General features: G+C 71.6%; 16 protein-coding genes. 8 read left to right on the top strand and 8 right to left on the bottom strand.

The features are described from left to right. Positions 1 to 5 precede the first annotated feature (5 nt). From J5X75_RS26935 to J5X75_RS26920, 4 genes are read right to left on the bottom strand one after another with little or no spacing between them, the layout of a single operon-like run. Positions 6 to 1433, bottom strand: a complete 1428-nt coding sequence (locus J5X75_RS26935) for an aldehyde dehydrogenase family protein (protein ID WP_208470299.1) — start codon at positions 1431 to 1433, stop codon at positions 6 to 8. Further along, positions 1430 to 3088 carry a choline dehydrogenase gene (betA, locus tag J5X75_RS26930; protein ID WP_208470298.1) on the bottom strand — a complete coding sequence of 553 codons (1659 nt, stop codon included), beginning with the start codon at positions 3086 to 3088 and terminating at the stop codon, positions 1430 to 1432. Before betA ends, J5X75_RS26935 begins: the two co-directional genes overlap by 4 nt. Next, positions 3085 to 3405, bottom strand: a complete 321-nt coding sequence (locus tag J5X75_RS26925; protein ID WP_208470297.1) for a bifunctional 3-phenylpropionate/cinnamic acid dioxygenase ferredoxin subunit — start codon at positions 3403 to 3405, stop codon at positions 3085 to 3087. The genes betA and J5X75_RS26925 overlap by 4 nt, the downstream gene beginning before the upstream one ends. After that, positions 3405 to 4523 carry an NAD(P)/FAD-dependent oxidoreductase gene (locus J5X75_RS26920; protein ID WP_208470296.1) on the bottom strand — a complete coding sequence of 373 codons (1119 nt, stop codon included), beginning with the start codon at positions 4521 to 4523 and terminating at the stop codon, positions 3405 to 3407. The genes J5X75_RS26925 and J5X75_RS26920 overlap by 1 nt, the downstream gene beginning before the upstream one ends. A gap of 145 nt (positions 4524 to 4668) precedes the next feature. Here J5X75_RS26920 and J5X75_RS26915 point away from each other — a divergent pair, with 145 nt between their 5' ends. The 4 genes from J5X75_RS26915 (at position 4669) to J5X75_RS26900 (ending at position 10263) form a co-directional block, all read left to right on the top strand. Continuing rightward, positions 4669 to 5445, top strand: a complete 777-nt coding sequence (locus J5X75_RS26915) for an IclR family transcriptional regulator (RefSeq protein WP_208470295.1) — start codon at positions 4669 to 4671, stop codon at positions 5443 to 5445. Between the two features lie 74 nt (positions 5446 to 5519). Next, positions 5520 to 7940: a GcvT family protein gene (locus tag J5X75_RS26910; RefSeq protein WP_208470294.1), complete on the top strand. Its 2421-nt coding sequence runs from the start codon at positions 5520 to 5522 to the stop codon at positions 7938 to 7940. Between the two features lie 9 nt (positions 7941 to 7949). Next, on the top strand, positions 7950 to 9068 hold the full coding sequence (locus J5X75_RS26905; protein ID WP_307798276.1) for an aromatic ring-hydroxylating oxygenase subunit alpha: 1119 nt from the start codon (positions 7950 to 7952) through the stop codon (positions 9066 to 9068). A gap of 28 nt (positions 9069 to 9096) precedes the next feature. After that, the gene (locus J5X75_RS26900) at positions 9097 to 10263 is read left to right on the top strand and encodes a TetR/AcrR family transcriptional regulator (RefSeq protein WP_208470292.1); all 1167 of its coding nucleotides are present in this window, start codon (positions 9097 to 9099) and stop codon (positions 10261 to 10263) included. Between the two features lie 4 nt (positions 10264 to 10267). On the opposite strand, the gene J5X75_RS26895 is transcribed toward J5X75_RS26900, so the two are convergent. Next, positions 10268 to 11482 (bottom strand): oxygenase MpaB family protein, encoded by a 1215-nt coding sequence (locus J5X75_RS26895; RefSeq protein WP_208470291.1) that lies wholly within the window; start codon positions 11480 to 11482, stop codon positions 10268 to 10270. Positions 11483 to 11673: 191 nt separating this feature from the next. On the opposite strand from J5X75_RS26895, the gene J5X75_RS26890 reads away from it, so the two are divergent. The 4 genes from J5X75_RS26890 to J5X75_RS26875 all read left to right on the top strand — a co-directional run bounded on the left by J5X75_RS26890 (position 11674) and on the right by J5X75_RS26875 (position 15800). Beyond that, positions 11674 to 12678 carry a tripartite tricarboxylate transporter substrate-binding protein gene (locus J5X75_RS26890; protein ID WP_208470290.1) on the top strand — a complete coding sequence of 335 codons (1005 nt, stop codon included), beginning with the start codon at positions 11674 to 11676 and terminating at the stop codon, positions 12676 to 12678. Then, positions 12679 to 13128, top strand: coding sequence for a tripartite tricarboxylate transporter TctB family protein (locus J5X75_RS26885; protein WP_208470289.1), 450 nt, complete (start codon positions 12679 to 12681; stop codon positions 13126 to 13128). Next, entirely contained in the window at positions 13128 to 14633 is a 1506-nt protein-coding gene (locus tag J5X75_RS26880; RefSeq protein WP_208470288.1) for a tripartite tricarboxylate transporter permease, read from the top strand. Before J5X75_RS26885 ends, J5X75_RS26880 begins: the two co-directional genes overlap by 1 nt. Positions 14634 to 14729: 96 nt before the next feature. Beyond that, positions 14730 to 15800 (top strand): hypothetical protein, encoded by a 1071-nt coding sequence (locus J5X75_RS26875; protein WP_208470287.1) that lies wholly within the window; start codon positions 14730 to 14732, stop codon positions 15798 to 15800. A 32-nt stretch (positions 15801 to 15832) separates the two neighbouring features. On the opposite strand, the gene J5X75_RS26870 is transcribed toward J5X75_RS26875, so the two are convergent. From J5X75_RS26870 to J5X75_RS26860, 3 genes are all read right to left on the bottom strand, one after another. Continuing rightward, positions 15833 to 17374, bottom strand: coding sequence for an MFS transporter (locus J5X75_RS26870; RefSeq protein ID WP_307798275.1), 1542 nt, complete (start codon positions 17372 to 17374; stop codon positions 15833 to 15835). Then, positions 17364 to 18035 (bottom strand): LppX_LprAFG lipoprotein, encoded by a 672-nt coding sequence (locus J5X75_RS26865; RefSeq protein WP_208470286.1) that lies wholly within the window; start codon positions 18033 to 18035, stop codon positions 17364 to 17366. The genes J5X75_RS26870 and J5X75_RS26865 overlap by 11 nt, the downstream gene beginning before the upstream one ends. Positions 18036 to 18106: 71 nt before the next feature. After that, entirely contained in the window at positions 18107 to 18805 is a 699-nt protein-coding gene (locus J5X75_RS26860; RefSeq protein ID WP_208470285.1) for a GNAT family N-acetyltransferase, read from the bottom strand. Between the last annotated feature and the right edge of the window lie 38 nt (positions 18806 to 18843).

Here is an 18843-nt window from a genome sequence, read left to right as displayed (position 1 = left end):
AATGCTCAGGGACGGAACCAGTGCTGCGGCCGGGGGTCGATGTTCTGCCACACGTGCTTGACCTCGCGGTACTCGTCCAGGCCACGCGGGCCCAGCTCGCGGCCCACACCGGACTGCTTGAACCCGCCCCACTCGGCCTGCGGCACGTACGGGTGGTAGTCGTTGATCCACACGGTGCCGTGCCGCAGCCGCCCGGCGACCCGCTGCGCCCGCCCGGCGTCCCGCGTCCACACCGCCCCGGCGAGCCCGTAGTGGGTGTCGTTGGCGATCCGAACCGCCTCGTCCTCGCCGCGGAACGTCTCCACGGTGAGCACCGGCCCGAACGACTCCTCGGTCACCACGCTCATCCCGGACCGGCAGCCGTCCAGAACCGTGGGCAGGTAGTAGAACCCGCCGGCCAGCCCCGGGTCGTCCGGGCGCCGCCCGCCGCAGCGCAGCTTCGCGCCCTCGGCGAGCCCGGCCGCCACGTACGCCTCCACCTTGGCCAGATGGGCCGCCGAGATCAGCGGCCCGGTCTCGGCGTCCGGGTCGAACGGGCCGCCCAGCCGGATCCGCGCGGCCCGCTCCACGACCGCGTCCACGAACGTGCCGTGCAGCGACTCCTCGACGATCAGCCGTGCCCCGGCCGAGCAGACCTGCCCCGAATGCAGGAAGACCGCGGTGAGCGCGAAGTCCACCGCGGTCTCGACGTCGGCGTCGGCGAACACCACGTTCGGGTTCTTGCCGCCGAGTTCCAGGGCCACCCGCTTCACCGTGGCGGCGGCCGCGGCCATCAGCGCCCGCCCGGTGGCCAGGCTGCCGGTGAACGAGATCAGATCCACCCGGGGGTCCTCGGCGAGCGGCGCGCCCACCTCGGGGCCGGCGCCGAGCACCAGGTTGGCCACCCCGTCCGGCAGCCCGGCCTCGGCCAGCAGGCCGATCAGCCGGATCGCGGTCGACGGGGTGAGTTCGCTGGGTTTGAGCACGAACGTGTTGCCGGCGGCCAGCGCCGGGGCGACCTTCCAGGAGGTCTGGAGCAGCGGATAGTTCCACGGGGTGATCAGCCCGCACACGCCGATCGGTTCGTGCGTGATCCGGCTGATCGCGTCGGTGCGGCCGGTCTCGATCACCCGGCCCGCGTCGGTCGCCGCGACGCCCGCGAAGTACCGGAAGGCCTTCGCCACGTCGGCCATGTCGTACTCGCTCTCGACCAGGCGTTTGCCGGTGTCGAGCGACTCGGCGCGGGCCAGTTCCGCGGCGTCCCGGTCGATCAGGGCGGCGAGGCGGTGGAGCAGGTCGCCCCGTTCGACCGCCGGGGTGCGCGGCCACGGGCCGTCGTCGAACGCCCGCCGGGCCACCGCGATCGCGGCGAGCGTGTCGGCGCGGGTGTGCTCGGGGACCTCCGCGACGAGGCTGCCGTCGGCCGGGTTGCGGATCTCCCGCGTGCCGGTCACCGGGCGCTGTCCTGCCGGAAGAACGGCACCGGCTCGGCGGCCAGCGGAGTGTTGCCGAGGATCAGGTCGGCCGCCTTCTCGGCGACCATCATCACCGGGGCGTAGATGTTGCCGTTCGTGACGTACGGCATGACCGAGGCGTCGACGACCCGCAGCCCGTCGACTCCGTGCACCCGCATGCTCCCCGGATCGACCACCGACATCTCGTCGACACCCATCCTGGCCGTACAGGAGGGGTGCAGCGCGGTCTCGCCCTCCCGCCTCACCCAGTCGAGGATCTCCTCGTCGGACTCGACCGCCGGCCCGGGGGAGATCTCGCCGCCGTTGAACCCGTCCAGCGCCGGCTGGCCGAGGATGGTCCGCGCCACCCGGACCGCCTCCACCCATTCGCGCCGGTCCTGATCGGTGGAGAGGTAGTTGAACCGCAGCGCCGGGTGCTCCCGCGGATCCCGGCTGACGATCTTCACGCTGCCCCGGGCGTCGGAGTACATCGGGCCGACGTGCACCTGGTAGCCGTGGCCACCGGCGGGCGCCGAACCGTCGTAGCGGACCGCGATCGGCAGGAAGTGGAACATCAGGTTCGGGTACGCGACGGTGTCGTTGGAGCGGACGAAGCCGCCCGCCTCGAAGTGGTTGGTCGCGGCCGGGCCACCGCGCAGGAACAGCCACTGCGCGCCGATCCAGGGCCGGTGCCGCCATTTCAGGTAGGGCTGCATCGACACCGGCCGGGTGCAGGCGTACTGGACGTACACCTCGAGGTGGTCCTGGAGGTTCTCGCCGACGCCGGGCAGGTGGTGGACCGGGTCGACGCCGAGGGCGGACAGTTCGGCCGCGTTGCCCACACCGGACAGTTGCAGCAGCTGGGGCGTGTTGATGGCGCCGCCGCAGAGGATCACCTCACCGGCGTACACCCGTCGCGGAGCGCCGCCGCGGCGGGTGGTGAACTCGACGCCCACCGCCCGCTTCCCGTCGAAGATCACCCTGGAGACGTGCGCGCGTGTCCGTACCGTGAGATTGGATCTTGTCTTGGCGGGATGCAGATAGGCGCGAGCCGCGCTGAGACGACGACCCCGGCGGATGTTGCGGTCGAAGAGGGCGAAGCCCTCCTGGCGCTCGCCGTTGACGTCGGCGGTGGCCGGGTATCCGGCCTGGCGGCTCGCCTCCAGCATGGCCTGGAACAGCGGATTCGTTCCGGGGCCGCGTTCCAGCACGAGCGGCCCGTCGTGGCCGCGGAACGGATCGTCCGGGTCGGCGGCCAGGCACGACTCCATCTTCTTGAAGTACGGCAGACAGTGCGCGTAGTCCCAGTCCGCCATGCCCGGGTCGGCGGCCCAGCGTTCGTAGTCCAGCGGGTTGCCGCGCTGGAAGATCATGCCGTTGATGCTGCTGGAGCCGCCGAGGACCTTGCCGCGGGCGTGGTAGATGCGGCGGCCGAACATGTGCGGCTCGGGCTCGGACCGGTATTTCCAGTCGTAGAAGCGGCTGCCGATCGGGAAGGTCAGCGCCGCCGGCATGTGGATGAAGACGTCCCACGGATAGTCCGGGCGTCCCGCCTCCAGCACCAGGACCCGGGTGCCCGGGTCCGCGGAGAGCCGGGCGGCGAGCGCGGAGCCGGCCGAGCCGCCGCCGACGATGACGAAGTCGTACCGGGTCATGGGCGGTCCTCCCCGGACAGCGCGACGAACACCATGCCGTCGGTCACCCGGACCCGGTGGGTGCGGACCGGCTTCTTGGCCGGCGGCGCGTCGACCGCGCCGGTGCGCAGGTCGAACCGGGAGGCGTGCAGCGGGCACTCCACCTCGCAGCCCTCCAGCCAGCCGTCGGCCAGAGAGGCGTCCTGGTGCGTACAGGTGTCGTCGATGGCGAAGACCTCCCCGTCGTCGGTGTGGAAGATCGCCACCGGCGGGTCGGTCTCCCACCGGTACGCCTCTCCCGGCGGGATCGTGCCGAGCGGGCACACGGGCTGGAACATCAGGCCTCCTGAGGTACCGCGCGCACCTGGCGCCGCCATCGGGTGAACGACTTCGGCCGGTTCATGCCGAGCACCGCGACCGGATGCCCGTCGCGCTCGTAGACGGCCAGGACGTCGCGCCGCTCCGGGTCGCCCTCGACGATCCGGACCGTGTCACCCGGCTCCCGGCGGCCAGCGAACTGGATGCGCACGCCGTACTGGTCGGACCAGAAATAGGGCTGCCGGGGCGGTGGCGGGGTGCCGCCGAGCAGGGTGGCCACCGCGGTCGCCGGATGGTCCATGGCGTGCGACCAGTGCTCGGAGCGGACGCCCGCGGCCACCGCGCAGTCGCCGGTCGCCACCACGGTGGGCAGGTTCGTCGCGCCGTACGCGTCGGTCACCACCCCGCCCGCGACGGCCAGCCCGGATCCGTGCAGCCACGCCACGTCGGGCACGGCGCCGATGCCGGCCACCACGACGTCGGCCGGCAGCCGGGTGCCGTCGGCCAGCTCGACCGCCTCGACCCGATCCGAACCGGTCAGCCCGCGCACCGGGACGCCGGTCAGGAGCCGTACGCCGTGGTCGCCGTGCAGGCCCGCGCAGGCCGCGCCCATCTCCGGCCCGAGCGGCCCGGCCAGCGGGGTCTCCAGGGCCTCGACGACGGTGACGTCGCAGCCGAGCGACCGGGCGCTGGAGGCGACCTCGGCGCCGATGAAGCCCGCGCCGACGATCACCACGTGCGGGCGCCGCCGGAGGTCGTCGCGGAGGGCGATGGCGTCGTCCAGCGTGCGCAGGGTCCGGGAACGGCCGAACGTCCGGGCCTGTGCTCCGGTCGCGATGACCACGCCGTCCGCCCGGACCTCCGTGCCGTCGTCGAGATGGACGCTGCGCCCGCGTGGATCCAGCCGGGTCGCCGTGACGCCCAGCCGCCAGTCGATCCCGAGGTCCTCGTGGTCGAGGGCGAGGTCGTTCTCGGTGCAGGCGCCGGTCAGGAAGTCCTTGGACAGTGGCGGGCGGTCATAGGGGTGGCGGCGCTCGGCTCCGATGAGGATGATCTCGCCGGAGAAGGACTGCCGGCGCAGCGCGCGTGCGGCGGCGAGGCCGGACAGGGAGGCCCCGACGATCGCGACTTTCTCCACGCCGGTAATCGCCCCCTGTTGTGGAACACGAAACAGTCAGTGAGATCCGCAACAGCCTGTCGGGGGATTGATCGATAGTCAAGAGTGCGATCAAGACCGGTCGAATCTCGCAACCTGCCGGAAATTCCTGCCTTAATGTTGCGTCATGAGCAACGAGCCCGAGCCGGGTCCCGCCCTCGTGCAGTCCGTGGACCGCGCCCTGAGCATCCTGGAGATCCTGGCGAGGCGGCGCAACGCCGGGGTCACCGAGATCGGCCGGGAGCTCGGCGTGCACAAGTCCACCGCGTTTCGGCTGCTCGCGGTCCTGGAGAGCCGGGGCTTCGTGGAGCAGGCCCAGGAGCGTGGCACCTACCGGCTCGGTCTCGGCGTGGTGCGTCTCGCCGGGACGGTGGCCGCGCAGCTCGACCTGAGCCGGCAGGGCCACGAGGTGTGCGACCGGCTCGCCGCCGACCTGGGCGAGACCGTCAACATCGCCATCCTGGACGGCAACCGCGCCGTCAACATCACCCAGAGCCGCGGCGCCGCCTCGGTGACCAGCTACAACTGGGTCGGCCGGCAGACGCCGCCGCACGCCACGTCCAGCGGCAAGGTGCTGCTGGCGTTCGCGCCGGAAAGCGTCCGGGCGGCCGTCCTCGCCGAGCCGCTCGAACGGTTCACCCCCGCCACCCTCACCGGCGTGCCCGAGTTGACCGCCGAACTGGACGCGGTCCGGTCGGCCGGATGGGCGTCCACGAGCGAGGAGTACGAGGTGGGCCTCAACGCCGTCGCCGCGCCGATCCGGGGCGCCGCGGGTTCGGTGATCGCCGCCCTCAGCGTCTCCGGCCCGGCGTACCGGCTGGACCGGACGGCGTTCCCGGAGATCGCGAAGCGGGTGATCGCCGCGGCCGGCGAGGTGAGCGGGCGGATGGGATTCATGGCTTGACGCGGGCCTGACTGTGCGTTGAAGCTGTTGCGTATTCCAGATCCGGTTGCGCTCCACGAAACGCAGGGATCCCCATGGCCAAGGTTCCTCGGGTAGTCGTCATCGGCGCCGGCGTCGTCGGCAGTGCCCTGGCGGACGAGCTCACCGAGCGCGGCTGGACCGACGTCACCGTGGTCGACCAGGGCCGGCTCTTCACCCCCGGCGGCTCCAGCTCGCACGCCCCGGGCCTGGTCTTCCAGACCAACCCGTCGAAGACCATGACCGAGCTGGCCACCTACACGGTGGAGAAGCTCGGCGGCCTCACCCTCGACGGGCAGTGGTGCTTCCGGCAGGTCGGCGGCCTGGAGGTGGCCACCACCGAGGCCCGCCTGCGCGACCTCGAACGCCGGTACGGACTGGCCACCTCGTGGGGCGTCGAGGCCGCGCTGCTCGACCCGGACGAGTGCGCCGCCGTGCACCCGCTGCTCGACCCGGCCCGGATCCTCGGCGGGTTCCACGTGCCCACGGACGGTCTGGCCAAGGCGGTCCGCGCGGTGGAGGCCCAGGCCCGCCGGGCGATCGAGCGGGGCGCCCGGTTCCTCGGCGAGCACACCGTCACCGGCATCGGGCAGAGCGCCGGCCGGGTCACCGGCGTCGAGACCGATCGGGGTTTCGTCCCGGCCGACATCGTGGTCTGCGCCGCCGGTTTCTGGGGCCCGGAGATCGGCCGGATGGCCGGGCTCACCGTGCCGCTGCTGCCGCTGGCCCACCAGTACGCGACGACCGGCCCGCTGCCCGCGCTGGCCGGCGTGAACGACCCGGTCCTGGAGGCGACCAGGCCCATCCTGCGCCACCAGGACCGGGATCTCTACTTCCGGGAGCACGGCGACCGCCTCGGCATCGGCTCCTACGGCCACCGCCCGATGCCGGTCCACGACTTCCTCTCCCCGGCCGAGGCGCCGGTCATGCCGAGCGTCCTGCCGTTCACCGCCGACGACTTCGCGCCGGCCTGGCGCGACAGCGTCGCCCTGCTGCCGGACCTGGCCGGCGCCCGGGTCGAGGAGGGGATGAACGGCGTCTTCTCGTTCACCGCCGACGGCTTCCCGCTGCTCGGCGAGCACCGGGAACTGGCCGGATTCTGGGTGGCCGAGGCGGTCTGGGTCACCCACTCGGCCGGTGTGGCGCGGGCCGTCGCCCGGTGGCTCGTGGACGGTGATCCCGGCATCGACCTGCACGAGTGCGACCTGCACCGGTTCGAGACGGTGCAGCTGGCGCCCCGCTACATCGAGGAGAGAGCCAAACAGAACTTCATCGAGGTGTACGACATCGTGCACCCGTTGCAGCCGATGGAGTCCCCGCGCCCGCTGCGGACCAGCCCGTTCCACCAACGGCAGCGGGAGCTGGGCGCGGTCTTCCTCGAGGGCGCCGGCTGGGAGCGGCCGCACTGGTACGCGTCGAACGCCCCGGCCGAGACACCGCCACGGGACGAGTGGTCGGCCCGCTACTGGTCACCGATCGTCGCAGGCGAGGCCGCCGCCACCCGGCAACGCGTCGCGATGTACGACATGACGCCGCTCAAGCGCTTCGAGGTGAGCGGACCCGGGGCGCTCGGCTTCCTCCAGCACCTGACGACCAACAACCTGGACAAGCCGGTCGGCTCGGTCACGTACACGTTGATGGTGAATGTCGCCGGTGGCATCCGCAGCGACCTGACCGTGGCACGGCTGGGCGACCAGACGTTCCAGGTCGGTGCGAACGGGCCGCTCGACGAGGACTGGATGCGGCGGCACCTGCCCGATTCTGTTCAGTTGCGGGACGTCACCGGCGGCACCTGCTGCATCGGACTGTGGGGTCCGCGGGCCCGCGCGGTCCTCCAGCCGCTGACCAGCGCCGACTTCTCCAACGCCGGTCTCAAGTACTTCCGGGCGCGGCATGCCTACCTCGGCGAGGTCCCGGTCACCGCGATGCGGCTCTCCTACGTTGGCGAACTCGGCTGGGAGATCTACACCTCGGCCGACCTGGGGCTCAAACTGTGGGACCTGCTCTGGGAAGCGGGGCAGGAGCACGGGATCGTCGCGGCCGGGCGCAGCGCCTTCAACAGCCTCCGCCTGGAGAAGGGCTACCGGGCCTGGGGCACCGACATGACGACCGAAAATGATCCCTACGAGGCGGGCCTCGGTTTCGCCGTCCGGATGGACAAGGGCGACTTCATCGGGCGTTCCGCCCTCGACGGGCGCTCCGCACCGGACCGGCGCCTCACCTGCCTCACCCTCGACGACCCCTCGGCCGTGGTGATGGGCAAAGAGCCGGTGTACGCCGACGGCGCGCCCGCCGGCTACGTCACCAGCGCCTCCTACGGCTACACCATCGGCCGCACCGTCGCGTACGCATGGCTGCCCGCCTCCCTCTCCGTTCCGGGCACCGCGGTGGCCGTCGAGTACTTCGGCGTGCGGCTGCCGGCGACCGTCCGGGCGGAGCCGCTGTTCGACCCGAAGATGGAACGCATCCGCTCGTGAGGAGTGGCCGTGACCGCAAGCCTGATCCCCACCCTGCCCGGCCACTACTACACCGACCCCACGATCTTCGCGCTCGAACAGTCGCGGATCTTCGAGACCATGTGGTTCTGCGCGGCGCGGGCCGCCGACCTGCCGAAACCGGGCAGCTTCCGGACGGTCGACGTCGGCCGGGAGAGCGTCGTCATCGTCCGCGGCCGCGACGGCGCGCTGCGGGCCTTCCTCAACGTCTGCCGGCACCGGGGCGCGAAACTCTGCGCCGAGGACAGCGGTGAGGTGCGGCGGGCCATCCAGTGCCCCTACCACGCCTGGACGTACGGGCTGGACGGCCGGCTCGTCGCGGCGCCCAACCTGACGAAGATGCCGGACATCGACCGTGCCGAGTACGGGCTGGTCACCGTCCACTTGCGGGAGTGGATCGGGTATGTCTGGGTGTGCCTGGCGGACGAGCCGCCGTCGTTCGACGACGACGTGACGGGCGCGGTCACCGAGCGGCTCGGCGCCCTGAGCGCGATCGACGCGTACCAGATCGACCGCCTCGACGTGGGCCGGCGCATCACCTACGACGTCCGGGCCAACTGGAAGCTGATCGTCGAGAACTTCATGGAGTGCTACCACTGCGCCACCATCCACCCGGAGCTGACCGAGGTGCTGCCGGAGTTCGCCGACGGGTACGCCGCCCAGTACTACGTCGGCCACGGGGCCGCGTTCGGCACGGACATCCGGGGCTTCACGGTCGACGGCGGCGAGGGTTTCGCGAAGCTGCCCGGGGTGGCCGACGACCAGGACCGGCGCTACTACGCGATCACCATCAAGCCGCAGGTCTTCGTCAACCTGGTGCCGGACCACATCATCCTGCACCGGATGTACCCGGTCGCCGCCGACCGCACGATCGTCGAGTGCGACTGGCTCTACTCCAGAGAGGTGGTGGCGTCCGGCCGCGACGTGTCCCGTTCGGTGGAGCTGTTCCACCGGGTGAACGTGCAGGACTTCGACGCCTGCGAGCGGTGCCAGCCGGCGATGAGCTCCCGCGCGTACGCCCGGGGTGGGGTTCTGGTCCCGTCCGAGCACCACATCGGCGCCTTCCACGAATGGGTGACCGGCCGCATCGGAGCCGTTGTGATTGACTAGCGCTCATGCTCCGGTACCAGGTGATGCGGTGACCGCCGGTCCGGCTTCGGCCACCCGACCGCACAACCGCAGACAACTCATCGTCGAGGCCGCCGGTCAGGTGTTCAGCGAACGCGGCTACCACGGCGCGTCGATGGAGGAGATCGCCGCCGGGGTGGGCATCAGCGCCGCGGCGCTGTACCGGCACTTCCCGAACAAGTACGCGCTGTTCGCCGAGTGCGCCGAGGTGATGGTGGACCGGCTGGTCGCGGCCCTCTCCCCGGTGTCGCCGGTCGACGGGTCGCTGCGGGACGTGTTCGCCGCGGTCACCCGGGTGACGGTCGCGCACCGCGCCTCCGGTGGCCTGTACCGGTGGGAGGCCCGCTACCTGGAGGCCGCCGACCGCCGTCGGCTGCGGGCCAAGTTCGAGCAGGTGGTGGGCCGGGTCACCGAGCTGGTGGCCGGCGAGTTCCCGCTTCCGGAGGCGCGGCTGCGGGCCGTGGCGGCGCTCGGCGCCATCGGGTCGATCACCATGCACCACACCTCGATCGCCCAGCGCCGGATCGAGGAGCTGCTGCTCGGTTCGGCCCTGCGGGTGGCGGCCACCGACCCGTCGGCCGCCGCCGGCAGCGCCGGGCTGGTCGAGCCGCCCGCCTCGCCGGTGCCGCGGACCAGGCGGGCCGAGATCCTGGCGGCGGCCGTCCCGCTGTTCGCCCGGGACGGGTTCGCCAACGTCACGAACGCGCAGATCGCGCAGGCGGTGGGCCTCGCCCCGTCGGCGATCTACCGGCACTACCCGGGCAAGGTCGACATCCTGGTGGCGGCGTGCCTGCAGGCGGCCGGGCTGCTCGCGCAGGCGGTGGAGCAGAGCCTGGAACACGCGGCCGGCCCGCGGGCGGCGGTGGTGGCGCTGGCCGCGGCGTACGTCGCCTACAAGTTCGAGCACGACGCGCTCAACAGCGTGGCCGAGGCCGAGATCGCCGGCCTGCCGGACCACCTGAAGCGGCCGCTCATCCTCGCCCAGCGCGAGCACATCGCGGTCTGGGAGCAGCAGTTGCGCGCCGCCCGGCCGGAGCTGGACCCGCGTCAGGCCCGCCTGCTGGTGCACGCCGGGTTCGGCGTGGTGGTGGAGGCCGGGCGCGCGCTGCGCTGGGAGAACACGCCCGGCCACCGGGACGCCGTCACCGCGCTGGTGATCGGCGCCCTCATGCTGTGACCGCTCAGGTGCCGGCCCGGTTGGCCGTCGGGATGGTGATCGGCGTGTACGTGGCCGACGTCCCGTTGTTGAGGAACAGCATCGCCACGCCGCGGATGAACTGGTCGAAGAGCGAGTAGGTGGTCGGGATGATCCCCGAGGTCCCCTCCCGGAACGCCACGTACGCCGGCCACCCGACCTCGATGATCGCGCGGGACGCGTAGTCGCGCGGCAGCCGCAGCCAGTCGCCCACCCGGTCACCGAGCAGGTAGCGGGCGAACTCGCGCTGGAAGCCCCGGGTGACGCCCAGGTCCACCTGCGAGGTCAGCCCGAGCAGGATGTCGGCCAGGTCGATGCCCTCCGGGGTGGGCGCGAGCAGCGGCGTCAGAGCGTACTGCGACTGCTGTCTCGCGGCGGCCCAGGTCGCCGGGATGAAGTCGTCGCGCACGCCCAGCAGGTGCAGCGCCACCTGCCACATGTGCAGGAACGCCTCCTCCTCGGCGGCCGACATCCGGATGCCCCACGACTTCAGCTTGCCGTGCACGAAGGTGCCCAGGCTGTGGAAGGTGATCAGGATGTCGCCGTTGCTGATCGGGATGAAGTCCTGGTCGTCGGTGACCGCGCGCCAGTGCGAGGACTGCGGCAGCAGGTGCCGGACGGCGGCGTGGGTGAGGCGGGTCTTGTTCGAGGTGACGACGAAGTGGCCGGTCGGCTTGAAGGCGTCGACGGCGCTCAGGTCGTACCCGTAGGTGAAGGTCTTGGCCGCCCGCGACTTCATCACGGCGCCGCCCTCGGACCAGTAGACGTTGCGCGCCTCCCGCGGGATGACCGTGCTCATGATGCCGCTGCCCAGGCCGTAGAGCAGGAAGAGGTACATGCTCATCCGCTTGTTGAACTGGGCGGCCCGGTCCAGTTTGGTCTGGTCGGCCCAGGACGGCAGCCGGTTGTGCGCCTGGATCCAGGTGGTGAGCGCGGCCGGGATGCCGCTCGGCAGCGGATCGCCGTTACGGACCCACTTCTCGAACGCCGTGTTGACGGCCGGAACCTGACCGTTCTCCAGGAGGTCGGCGAGCAGCGGGTCGGTGGCGTCGTCCCAGACGCCCCACGGGTCGGTGACGGTGTCCGTCGCGGCGATCGAGCCGGACGACGACCAGGCCCAGGCCTTCGAGGGGTCGGCCACGCCCACCAGACCGAGGGCGGCACCGACGGTGAGGACACGTCGTCTACTGAGATTCTGCATTAGCTTACCCCTCCGTACGCGGTGTTACGCGGGCGTTTCAACATTCATCGATGTGTGATTTTCGATTAACATAGCGGCGCGCGGCCCGCTCGGCAAGACGCTCCGTCCGCCGGAGACCTCTAGTGATCAACGTCGATAGACGAATACGGTCATCGATAGATCCCGGAAGGTTCCGACAAGGAGGTCAGAACATGGGTACGCGCAGGCCGCGGATACTCGCCGCGCTCGCCGCCGTGTCCCTCGCCGCCGCCTGTTCCCCGGGCGACGACGGCGGGGATGGCGGCGCCACCGGCTATCCCGAGCAGAACATCACCATCGTCGTGCCGTTCAGCGCCGGCGGCCCCACCGACACCGTCACCCGGATGATCGCCGACCCGATGGCCGCGGCGCTCGGCGGCAAGATCGTCGTACAGAACGTCGAGGGCGCCGGCGGCACGGTCGCCGCCGGCCAGGTCGCCCGGGCCGAGCCGGACGGCTACACCGTCCTCATGCACCACATCGGCATGTCCACCGCGCCCGCCCTCTACAAGGACCTCGGCTACCAGCCGCTCGAGGACTTCGCGACCATCGGGCTGGTCACCGAGGTGCCGATGACCGTCGTGGCCCGGCCCGGCTTCCCGCCCGCCACCCTCGCCGACCTCACCGCCTACGTGAAGGCCAACCAGGACAAGGTCACCCTCGCCAACGCCGGGCGGGGCGCCGCCTCCCACCTGTGCGGGCTGCTCTTCCAGTCGGCGGCCGGGGTCGAACTCCAGGAGGTGCCGTACCAGGGGACCGGGCCGGCGCTCACCGACCTGGTCGGCGGGCAGGTCGACGTCATGTGCGACCAGACCACCAACACCAGCGGCCAGATCACCGCGGGCAAGATCAAGGCGTACGCGGTGACCACCCCGGAACGGGTCGCGAGCCTGCCCGACGTGCCCACCACCACCGAGGCCGGGATGCCGCAACTCCAGGTGAGCGTGTGGCACGGGCTGTACGTGCCGGCCGGGACGCCGCCGGAGATCGTCCAGAAACTGTCCGGGGCGCTCCAGAAGGCACTCGCCGACCAGGCGGTCATCGACCAGATGGCGGAACTCGGCACCGCGCCGGTCACCGCCGCGGACGCCACCCCGGAAGCACACCGCGCCCAGCTCGAGGAACAGATCCAGACCTGGGGCAAGGTCATCGCCGACGCCGGCGTACAGGCCTCGTAGATGCAGCGCCGACGGTCGCTCCCGGACGTGCTCGCCGGGGGAGTCTTCGCCGTGATCGGCGGCGTGTTCGTGGTGGGGTCGCTCGGCTACGACCGGGGGACCCCGCTGCGGATGGGCCCCGGCTACTTCCCGCTGCTGGTCGGCGCGATCGTGGCCGTCCTGGGGCTGGCGATCCTGGTGAAGGGCCTCCTCGCCGGCTCGGACCTGCCGTTCGAGGCCGTCCCGTGGCGGGCCGTCGTGCTCGTCACCGTGGCGGTCGTGTTCTTCGGCGTCTTCGTCCGGGTGCTCGGCTTCGTCCCGACGTCGTTCGTCACCGCGCTGCTCACCGCCTTCGCGAGCCGGCGCGTCCGGCCGCTCACCGCCCTGGCCGTGGCCGCCGGCCTCACCATGGCCGCCACGCTCGTCTTCATCGTCGGGCTCCAGCTGCGGCTCCCGCTGTGGGGCTGGTGATGGAACTCTTCGACAACCTCGTCCTCGGGTTCTCCACCGCCCTGCTCCTCCAGAACGTCCTCTACTGCTTCGTCGGCGTGCTGCTCGGCACCGCCGTCGGCGTGCTGCCCGGCATCGGGCCGACCGCCACGGTCGCCATGCTGCTGCCCATCACCTTCGCGTTCGAGCCGGTCACCGCGCTGATCATGCTGGCCGGCATCTACTACGGCGCCCAGTACGGCGGCTCCACCACCGCCATCCTGATCAACCTGCCCGGCGAGTCGTCGGCCGCGGTCACCGCCCTCGACGGCCACGAGATGGCCCGGCAGGGCCGCGCCGGGCCGGCCCTCGCGGCCGCCGCCATCGGCTCCTTCGTGGCCGGGACGGTCGCCACCGTCGTCCTGGCCGTCGCCGCCCCGCCACTGGCCGCCGTCGCCCTCGCATTCGGCCCGGCCGACTACTTCGCGCTCGTCCTCTTCGGCCTCGTCGTCTCGATCTCCCTGGCCCGCGGCTCGCCGTTGAAAGCCCTCGCGATGGTCGCGCTCGGCATCCTGCTCGGCACGGTCGGCCAGGACATCTACACCGGTACGCCGAGATTCGTCCTCGGCCAGCGCGAACTCTACGGCGGCATCGACTTCGTGTCGGTCGCCGTCGGCATGTTCGGCATCGCCGAGATCCTGCGCAACCTGGAGAACGAACACGACCGCCCGGCCCTGCTCGGCCGGGTGACCCACCTGTGGCCCACCCGGGAGGACCGCCGCCGCATCGTCGGCCCGATCCTGCGCGGCACCGGACTCGGCGCCGCCCTCGGCGTCCTGCCCGGCGGCGGGCACGTGCTGTCGTCGTTCACCTCGTACGCCGTCGAGAAGCGGATCTCGAAACGGCGGGACGAATTCGGCCACGGCGCCATCGAGGGCGTGGCCGGCCCCGAGTCGGCCAACAACGCCGCCGCGCAGACCTCGTTCATCCCGCTGCTCACCCTGGGACTGCCCGCCCACCCGGTGATGGCGCTGATGGTCGGCGCGTTCATCGTGCACGGCATCACCCCCGGCCCCAACGTGATCAACGACGAGCCGGAGCTGGTCTGGGGCCTGATCGCGTCCATGTGGATCGGCAACGTGCTGCTCGTCCTGCTGAACCTGCCGCTGATCGGCATGTGGGTGCGGCTGCTGCGCATTCCGTACCAGGTGCTCTTCCCGATGATCGTGCTGTTCGCGGTGATCGGCACCTACTCGCTGGGCTTCAACGCGTACGACGTCTACGCGATCGCCTTCTTCGGCCTGCTCGGCTACGTCCTGATCAAGTGCGGCTGCGAACCGGCCCCCCTGCTGCTCGGCTTCGTCCTGGGCCCGCTGCTGGAGGAGAACCTGCGCCGCGCCCTGATCATCTCCCGCGGCGACCCCACCGTCTTCCTGACCCGCCCGATCTCCGCCGGGCTCCTGCTCCTGACCGCCACGGCCCTGATCGTGGTCGCCCTCCCCGCCATCCGCCGCCGCCGCGAAACCGTCTTCACCGAGGACGACTGACCGGGTCTCACCCCACGTTGATCCACCCGGCGAGGGGTGAGGAGAAGTCTTTCGATACAGTCGCCTCCCGGGTGAGGGAGAGGCTGATCGAGGACCATGGCTGAGGACGGGACGGGCTCCGAGCCTTCGGACGAGGCCGGCGCGGCCACCCCGGAGCCGGTGCCGACCGACACCACCCCGGACGACCCCTCGACCGGCGACACCGACAAGACCGAGCACGCGCCCCTCGCCCAGTGGGCGAGCCGGGCCGGTGCACGCTCCCAGCCGGCCGGGCAGCCGGAGCTCCAGGCGCCGGCCGACCCGTGGCCGGAGCCGATCCAGGGCCTGGGCGCGCCCGCCGACCAGGCGGCGGTCGATCACCTGGAGACGCTCAGCTACGTCCCGCCGCCCCTCCTGCCGGCGACCGCGGCCACCGCCCCGGAGAAGAACTTCTCGCGCGGCGTGATCGCCATCCTGGCGGTCACCGCGTTCGTCCTCCTGGTCGGCGCGGCCGGGCTGGCCGGGGCGGTGCTGGCGGATTCCGAGAAGCGCCGGGAGAACCCCACCGCGTCCGGCTCGTCCGCGGCCGGCGCCGCGGCACGCCCGTCCTCCTCGACCGGGGACGTCCGGCCCAGCCCGTCGACCGCCGTCACGGAGAGCGCGGAGCCGATCCCGTCCGGCCCGGTCGCGCAGGGCATCGCACCGGCGACCATCTTCGACATGGACGAGATGTGCCGGGGCGAGACCTACTGGCCGATGCTGCCGGCGCGGTCCGCCAAGAAGCCGCACCCGGTGCTGATCTACGGCGACACGGGCGGCGGCATCCGCCTGCCGTACACCATGTTCTACACCTGGTTCATGAAGCCGGAGTCGACCAAGACCACCTGGGCGCCGGAGGACCCGACGACGATCGCGCTGATGGCCTGCGTGGACCGGGTCTCCTCCGGCGCGAAGGTCCGCACCTGCAGCTACACCGGGCCGAACACGGGCAAGGCGGTGCTGCACCGGGCAACCTACCGAGTGCACGTCTACGAGACGGCCACCGGCAAGAAGCTCCTGGACACCAAGATCGAGGCGAAGGACACCTCCTGCCCGTACGTGGGCGACATCCCCGACGACCGCAAGATCCACATGGAGCTGGACGAGTCCACCCTGGTCTCCACCCTCCGCAAATTCGTCGAGAAGTAGCCACCGAAAACGGACCGTCGCCGGGCCTCGGGTCAGCCGGCGGCGGTCGTTCGGGTGGACCTGGTGGGTGTGCCCGAGAGCCACAGCCCGAGGAGCGCGCCGACCACGCAGACACCAGCCGTGGCCAGGAAGATCTCCCGGTACTCGGTCTGGAGGGCGGCTTTGACGGCCGCCTCGTAGACGGCGAGCCGGGCACGGTGTTCGGCCGGGTCGACGCCGAACGGCAGCGGGGTGTCGAGCGTCGCGGTCAACGTCTGGAAGCGGTGCAGCCCCCACGCGGTCAGGGTGGCGACACCGAGCAGCATGCCGACCATCCGGGCCACGACCGCGGCCGCGGAGGCCACGCCGTGCCGGTCCGGCGGGGTGACACGCAGCACGGCCGCGGCGAGCGGCGCGATCACCAGGCCGAGACCGAACCCGGCGACGACGAGGTCGGTGTCCGGGCGGGGCAGGACGCCGGCGTAGCGCACGGCGAGCACATCGGACGGCCAGTGCGCGATCAGCGCGTACCCGAAAGCCGCCGTGAGCAGCCCGGCCAGGGTGACCAGCCGCTCGCCGAGGCGAGCGAGAAGCACGCCGCCGAGCAGGGCCCCGACGGGCAGGGCGATCAGGAACCGGGTGAGCAGCAACGTGCCGCCGAAGGCGTCCTTGCCGAGCAGCGTCTGCGCGATCAACTGGACGTCGACGAGGGTCACCATCAGGGCGGCGCCGGCGCAGAAACTCGCGCCGAGCGCGGCGAGAAACGGCGCCATGCGCACGCCCGTGGGATCGAACAGCTTCGTTCGGGTCCGGCTTTCCCACCAGACGAAGATCAGGAGTACGGCCACCGCCGCGCCGAGCGCGACGGGACCCCAGGCCGGCAGCACCGAGTGCCGCGGATCCGGGTTGTAGAGGCCGCCGACGAGCAGGGCCAGCCCGGCGGCGAGCAGGATGCCGCCGACCACGTCGACGCCGGGCCGCTCCCGGCCGGCGATGGTCTCCCGGGGCAGCGCGATCAGCACCGCCACGATGGCCAGGACCGCGAGCGGGATGTTGATCCAGAAGATGCCCCGCCAGCCGATCAGCGCCGCGACCGCGCCACCGTAGATCGGGCCGAGCACACTGCCCAGCTCCTGTGCGGCGCCGACCGTGCCGAGAGCCACCGCGCGACGGCGCCGCTCCGTCCAGAGATCACCGGCGAGAGCCATCGTCACCGGCAGCAGCGCGCCACCGGCCAGCCCCTGGAGGACGCGGCCGGCCACCAGCCAGTACAGCGACTCGCCGGACCCGGCGGTGACCGCCGACCCCACCGCGAATCCGGCCAGGCACGCGACGATGACGACGCGGCGGCCGAACCGGTCGGAGACCGAGCCGAGCAGCGGCATTCCGGCCACGTACCCGAGCAGGTAGCCGGTCACGATCGGCGTGGCACGCTCCAGCCGGTTGAGCGGGATGTGCAGGTCGCCGAGGATGTCGGTGAGGACGGTCACCACGACGTACGCGTCGAGGGCCCCCAACAGCACGGCGGCGCCACCGACGCCGATCGCCATCCCGCGCCGCGCCACCGGCACGGTGGCCGTGGCGTCAGGGCGCACTGATCACCGCCGGCACGTCGTACTCCTCGAAGGTCACCGTGACCGAGCCGCCGGGCAGCGTGAAGGACGCCTTGAGCAGGCGCTTGTCGTCGGCGGCGATCCACAGTTTCGTCGGGATGGTGCCGGTGAGCCCGGGAATGAGCCCGGCCAGCCCGGTGCCGGTCGTGTTGGCGGCGACCCGCCAGGCGTCCCGTCCGTCGACCGCCTCCGCGGCCTCGGTCTCCGGGCTGGTCACGGATTCGAGCATGGTGACGACGCCGCGCTCGGGGTCGAGAATGGCCGACGGGTCGTAGACGGTGGCCGCCAGCGTGAGCGGCAGCGTCTGGTAGCCGCCGGTCGGCCCCTTCAGGTAGAGCTTGTCGCCGACGATCACGAACTCCAGCTCGACGGTCGAGCCGGACTCGTCGATCTGAGCCGTGCCCTTCGCGTTGCCCTCCCTGGTCAGCGTGCCCTCGGCCCGTCGCAGGCGGAGCCCGGCGATCTCCCCGTCGGCGACGATCAGGAACCGCGTGGTCTTGACCTCACGCATCGCCGTGGCGCACTCCTGCACGAGCGTGGCGCCGTTCGGCAGGGTCGCCGTGTCCTCGTTCTTGTCGCGTGTGCAGGCGACCAGCGAAAACAGGACGACGGCCAGGGCAAGCAGGGGACGGAGTCGCACCATGGACCGAATGCTAGACCGCCCGGCGGTCACGATGTGGTATCTCCTTTCACGCCACCGCCCGGCTTCCACATCTACCGGCGCCTTCTCGCATCCTCCTCGTTCCAGACGGAGATGATGCCTTCCCCGTACCTGTCGGCGGCCAGGGCTCGCGCCTCAGGGCCCGAACGCGCGGAGACTTTGAAACGGATCTCCGGCCGGCCTTCGATCCGCACTGTTCCCACGTATTCCCGCGGCTCATCCTCCGTCTGGTGGTTCGGAAGCGAGTACAGCAGGGAGTCGCGCCAGGCGCCGTTGGCGTAGACGTGGTTGCGGATGCGGCCGTCGGGGGTGAAACCGAGGCGGGCGAGGAGGCGCTGCGAGGTGTGGTTGTCGGGGCCGCAGGCGGCTCGGACGCGACGCAGATTGAGGGTCGTGAAGCCGAAGTCGATCATGAGGGTTGCGGCTTCGGTGGCGTAACCCTTGCCCCAATCCTCATGGCGGATGGCGTAGCCGAGTTCGCCGCTGCGGTCGCGGCCCAGCCCCATGCGGGCGAAGCCGACGAGCGTGCCGGTGCCGTCGGTGATGGCCAGGTAATAGTCGGGCCGGGGTTCGGTTCGCGCGCGGGCGATGTCCTGACCAAGCCGTAGGGCTTGGGTGTCGCGGTCGCGGACGTCGAAGCTGAGCGTGCGGACGACCTCCTCGTCCCCGACGACGGCCATCGAGGCGTCGAGGTCGTCCGCGCGGAATTCACGCAGGGTGAGCCGTGGGCCGGTGAGGGTGACGGGATACACGGCTCGACCCTAGGCGGTGGTGGCCCCGGCTGCCGCCC

The sequence above is a fragment of the Actinoplanes flavus genome, assembly GCF_017592555.1.
GTDB lineage: Bacteria > Actinomycetota > Actinomycetes > Mycobacteriales > Micromonosporaceae > Actinoplanes > Actinoplanes flavus.
Note: the sequence above shows the minus strand (reverse complement) of the source record. Positions and strands in the feature narration are given on the sequence as shown.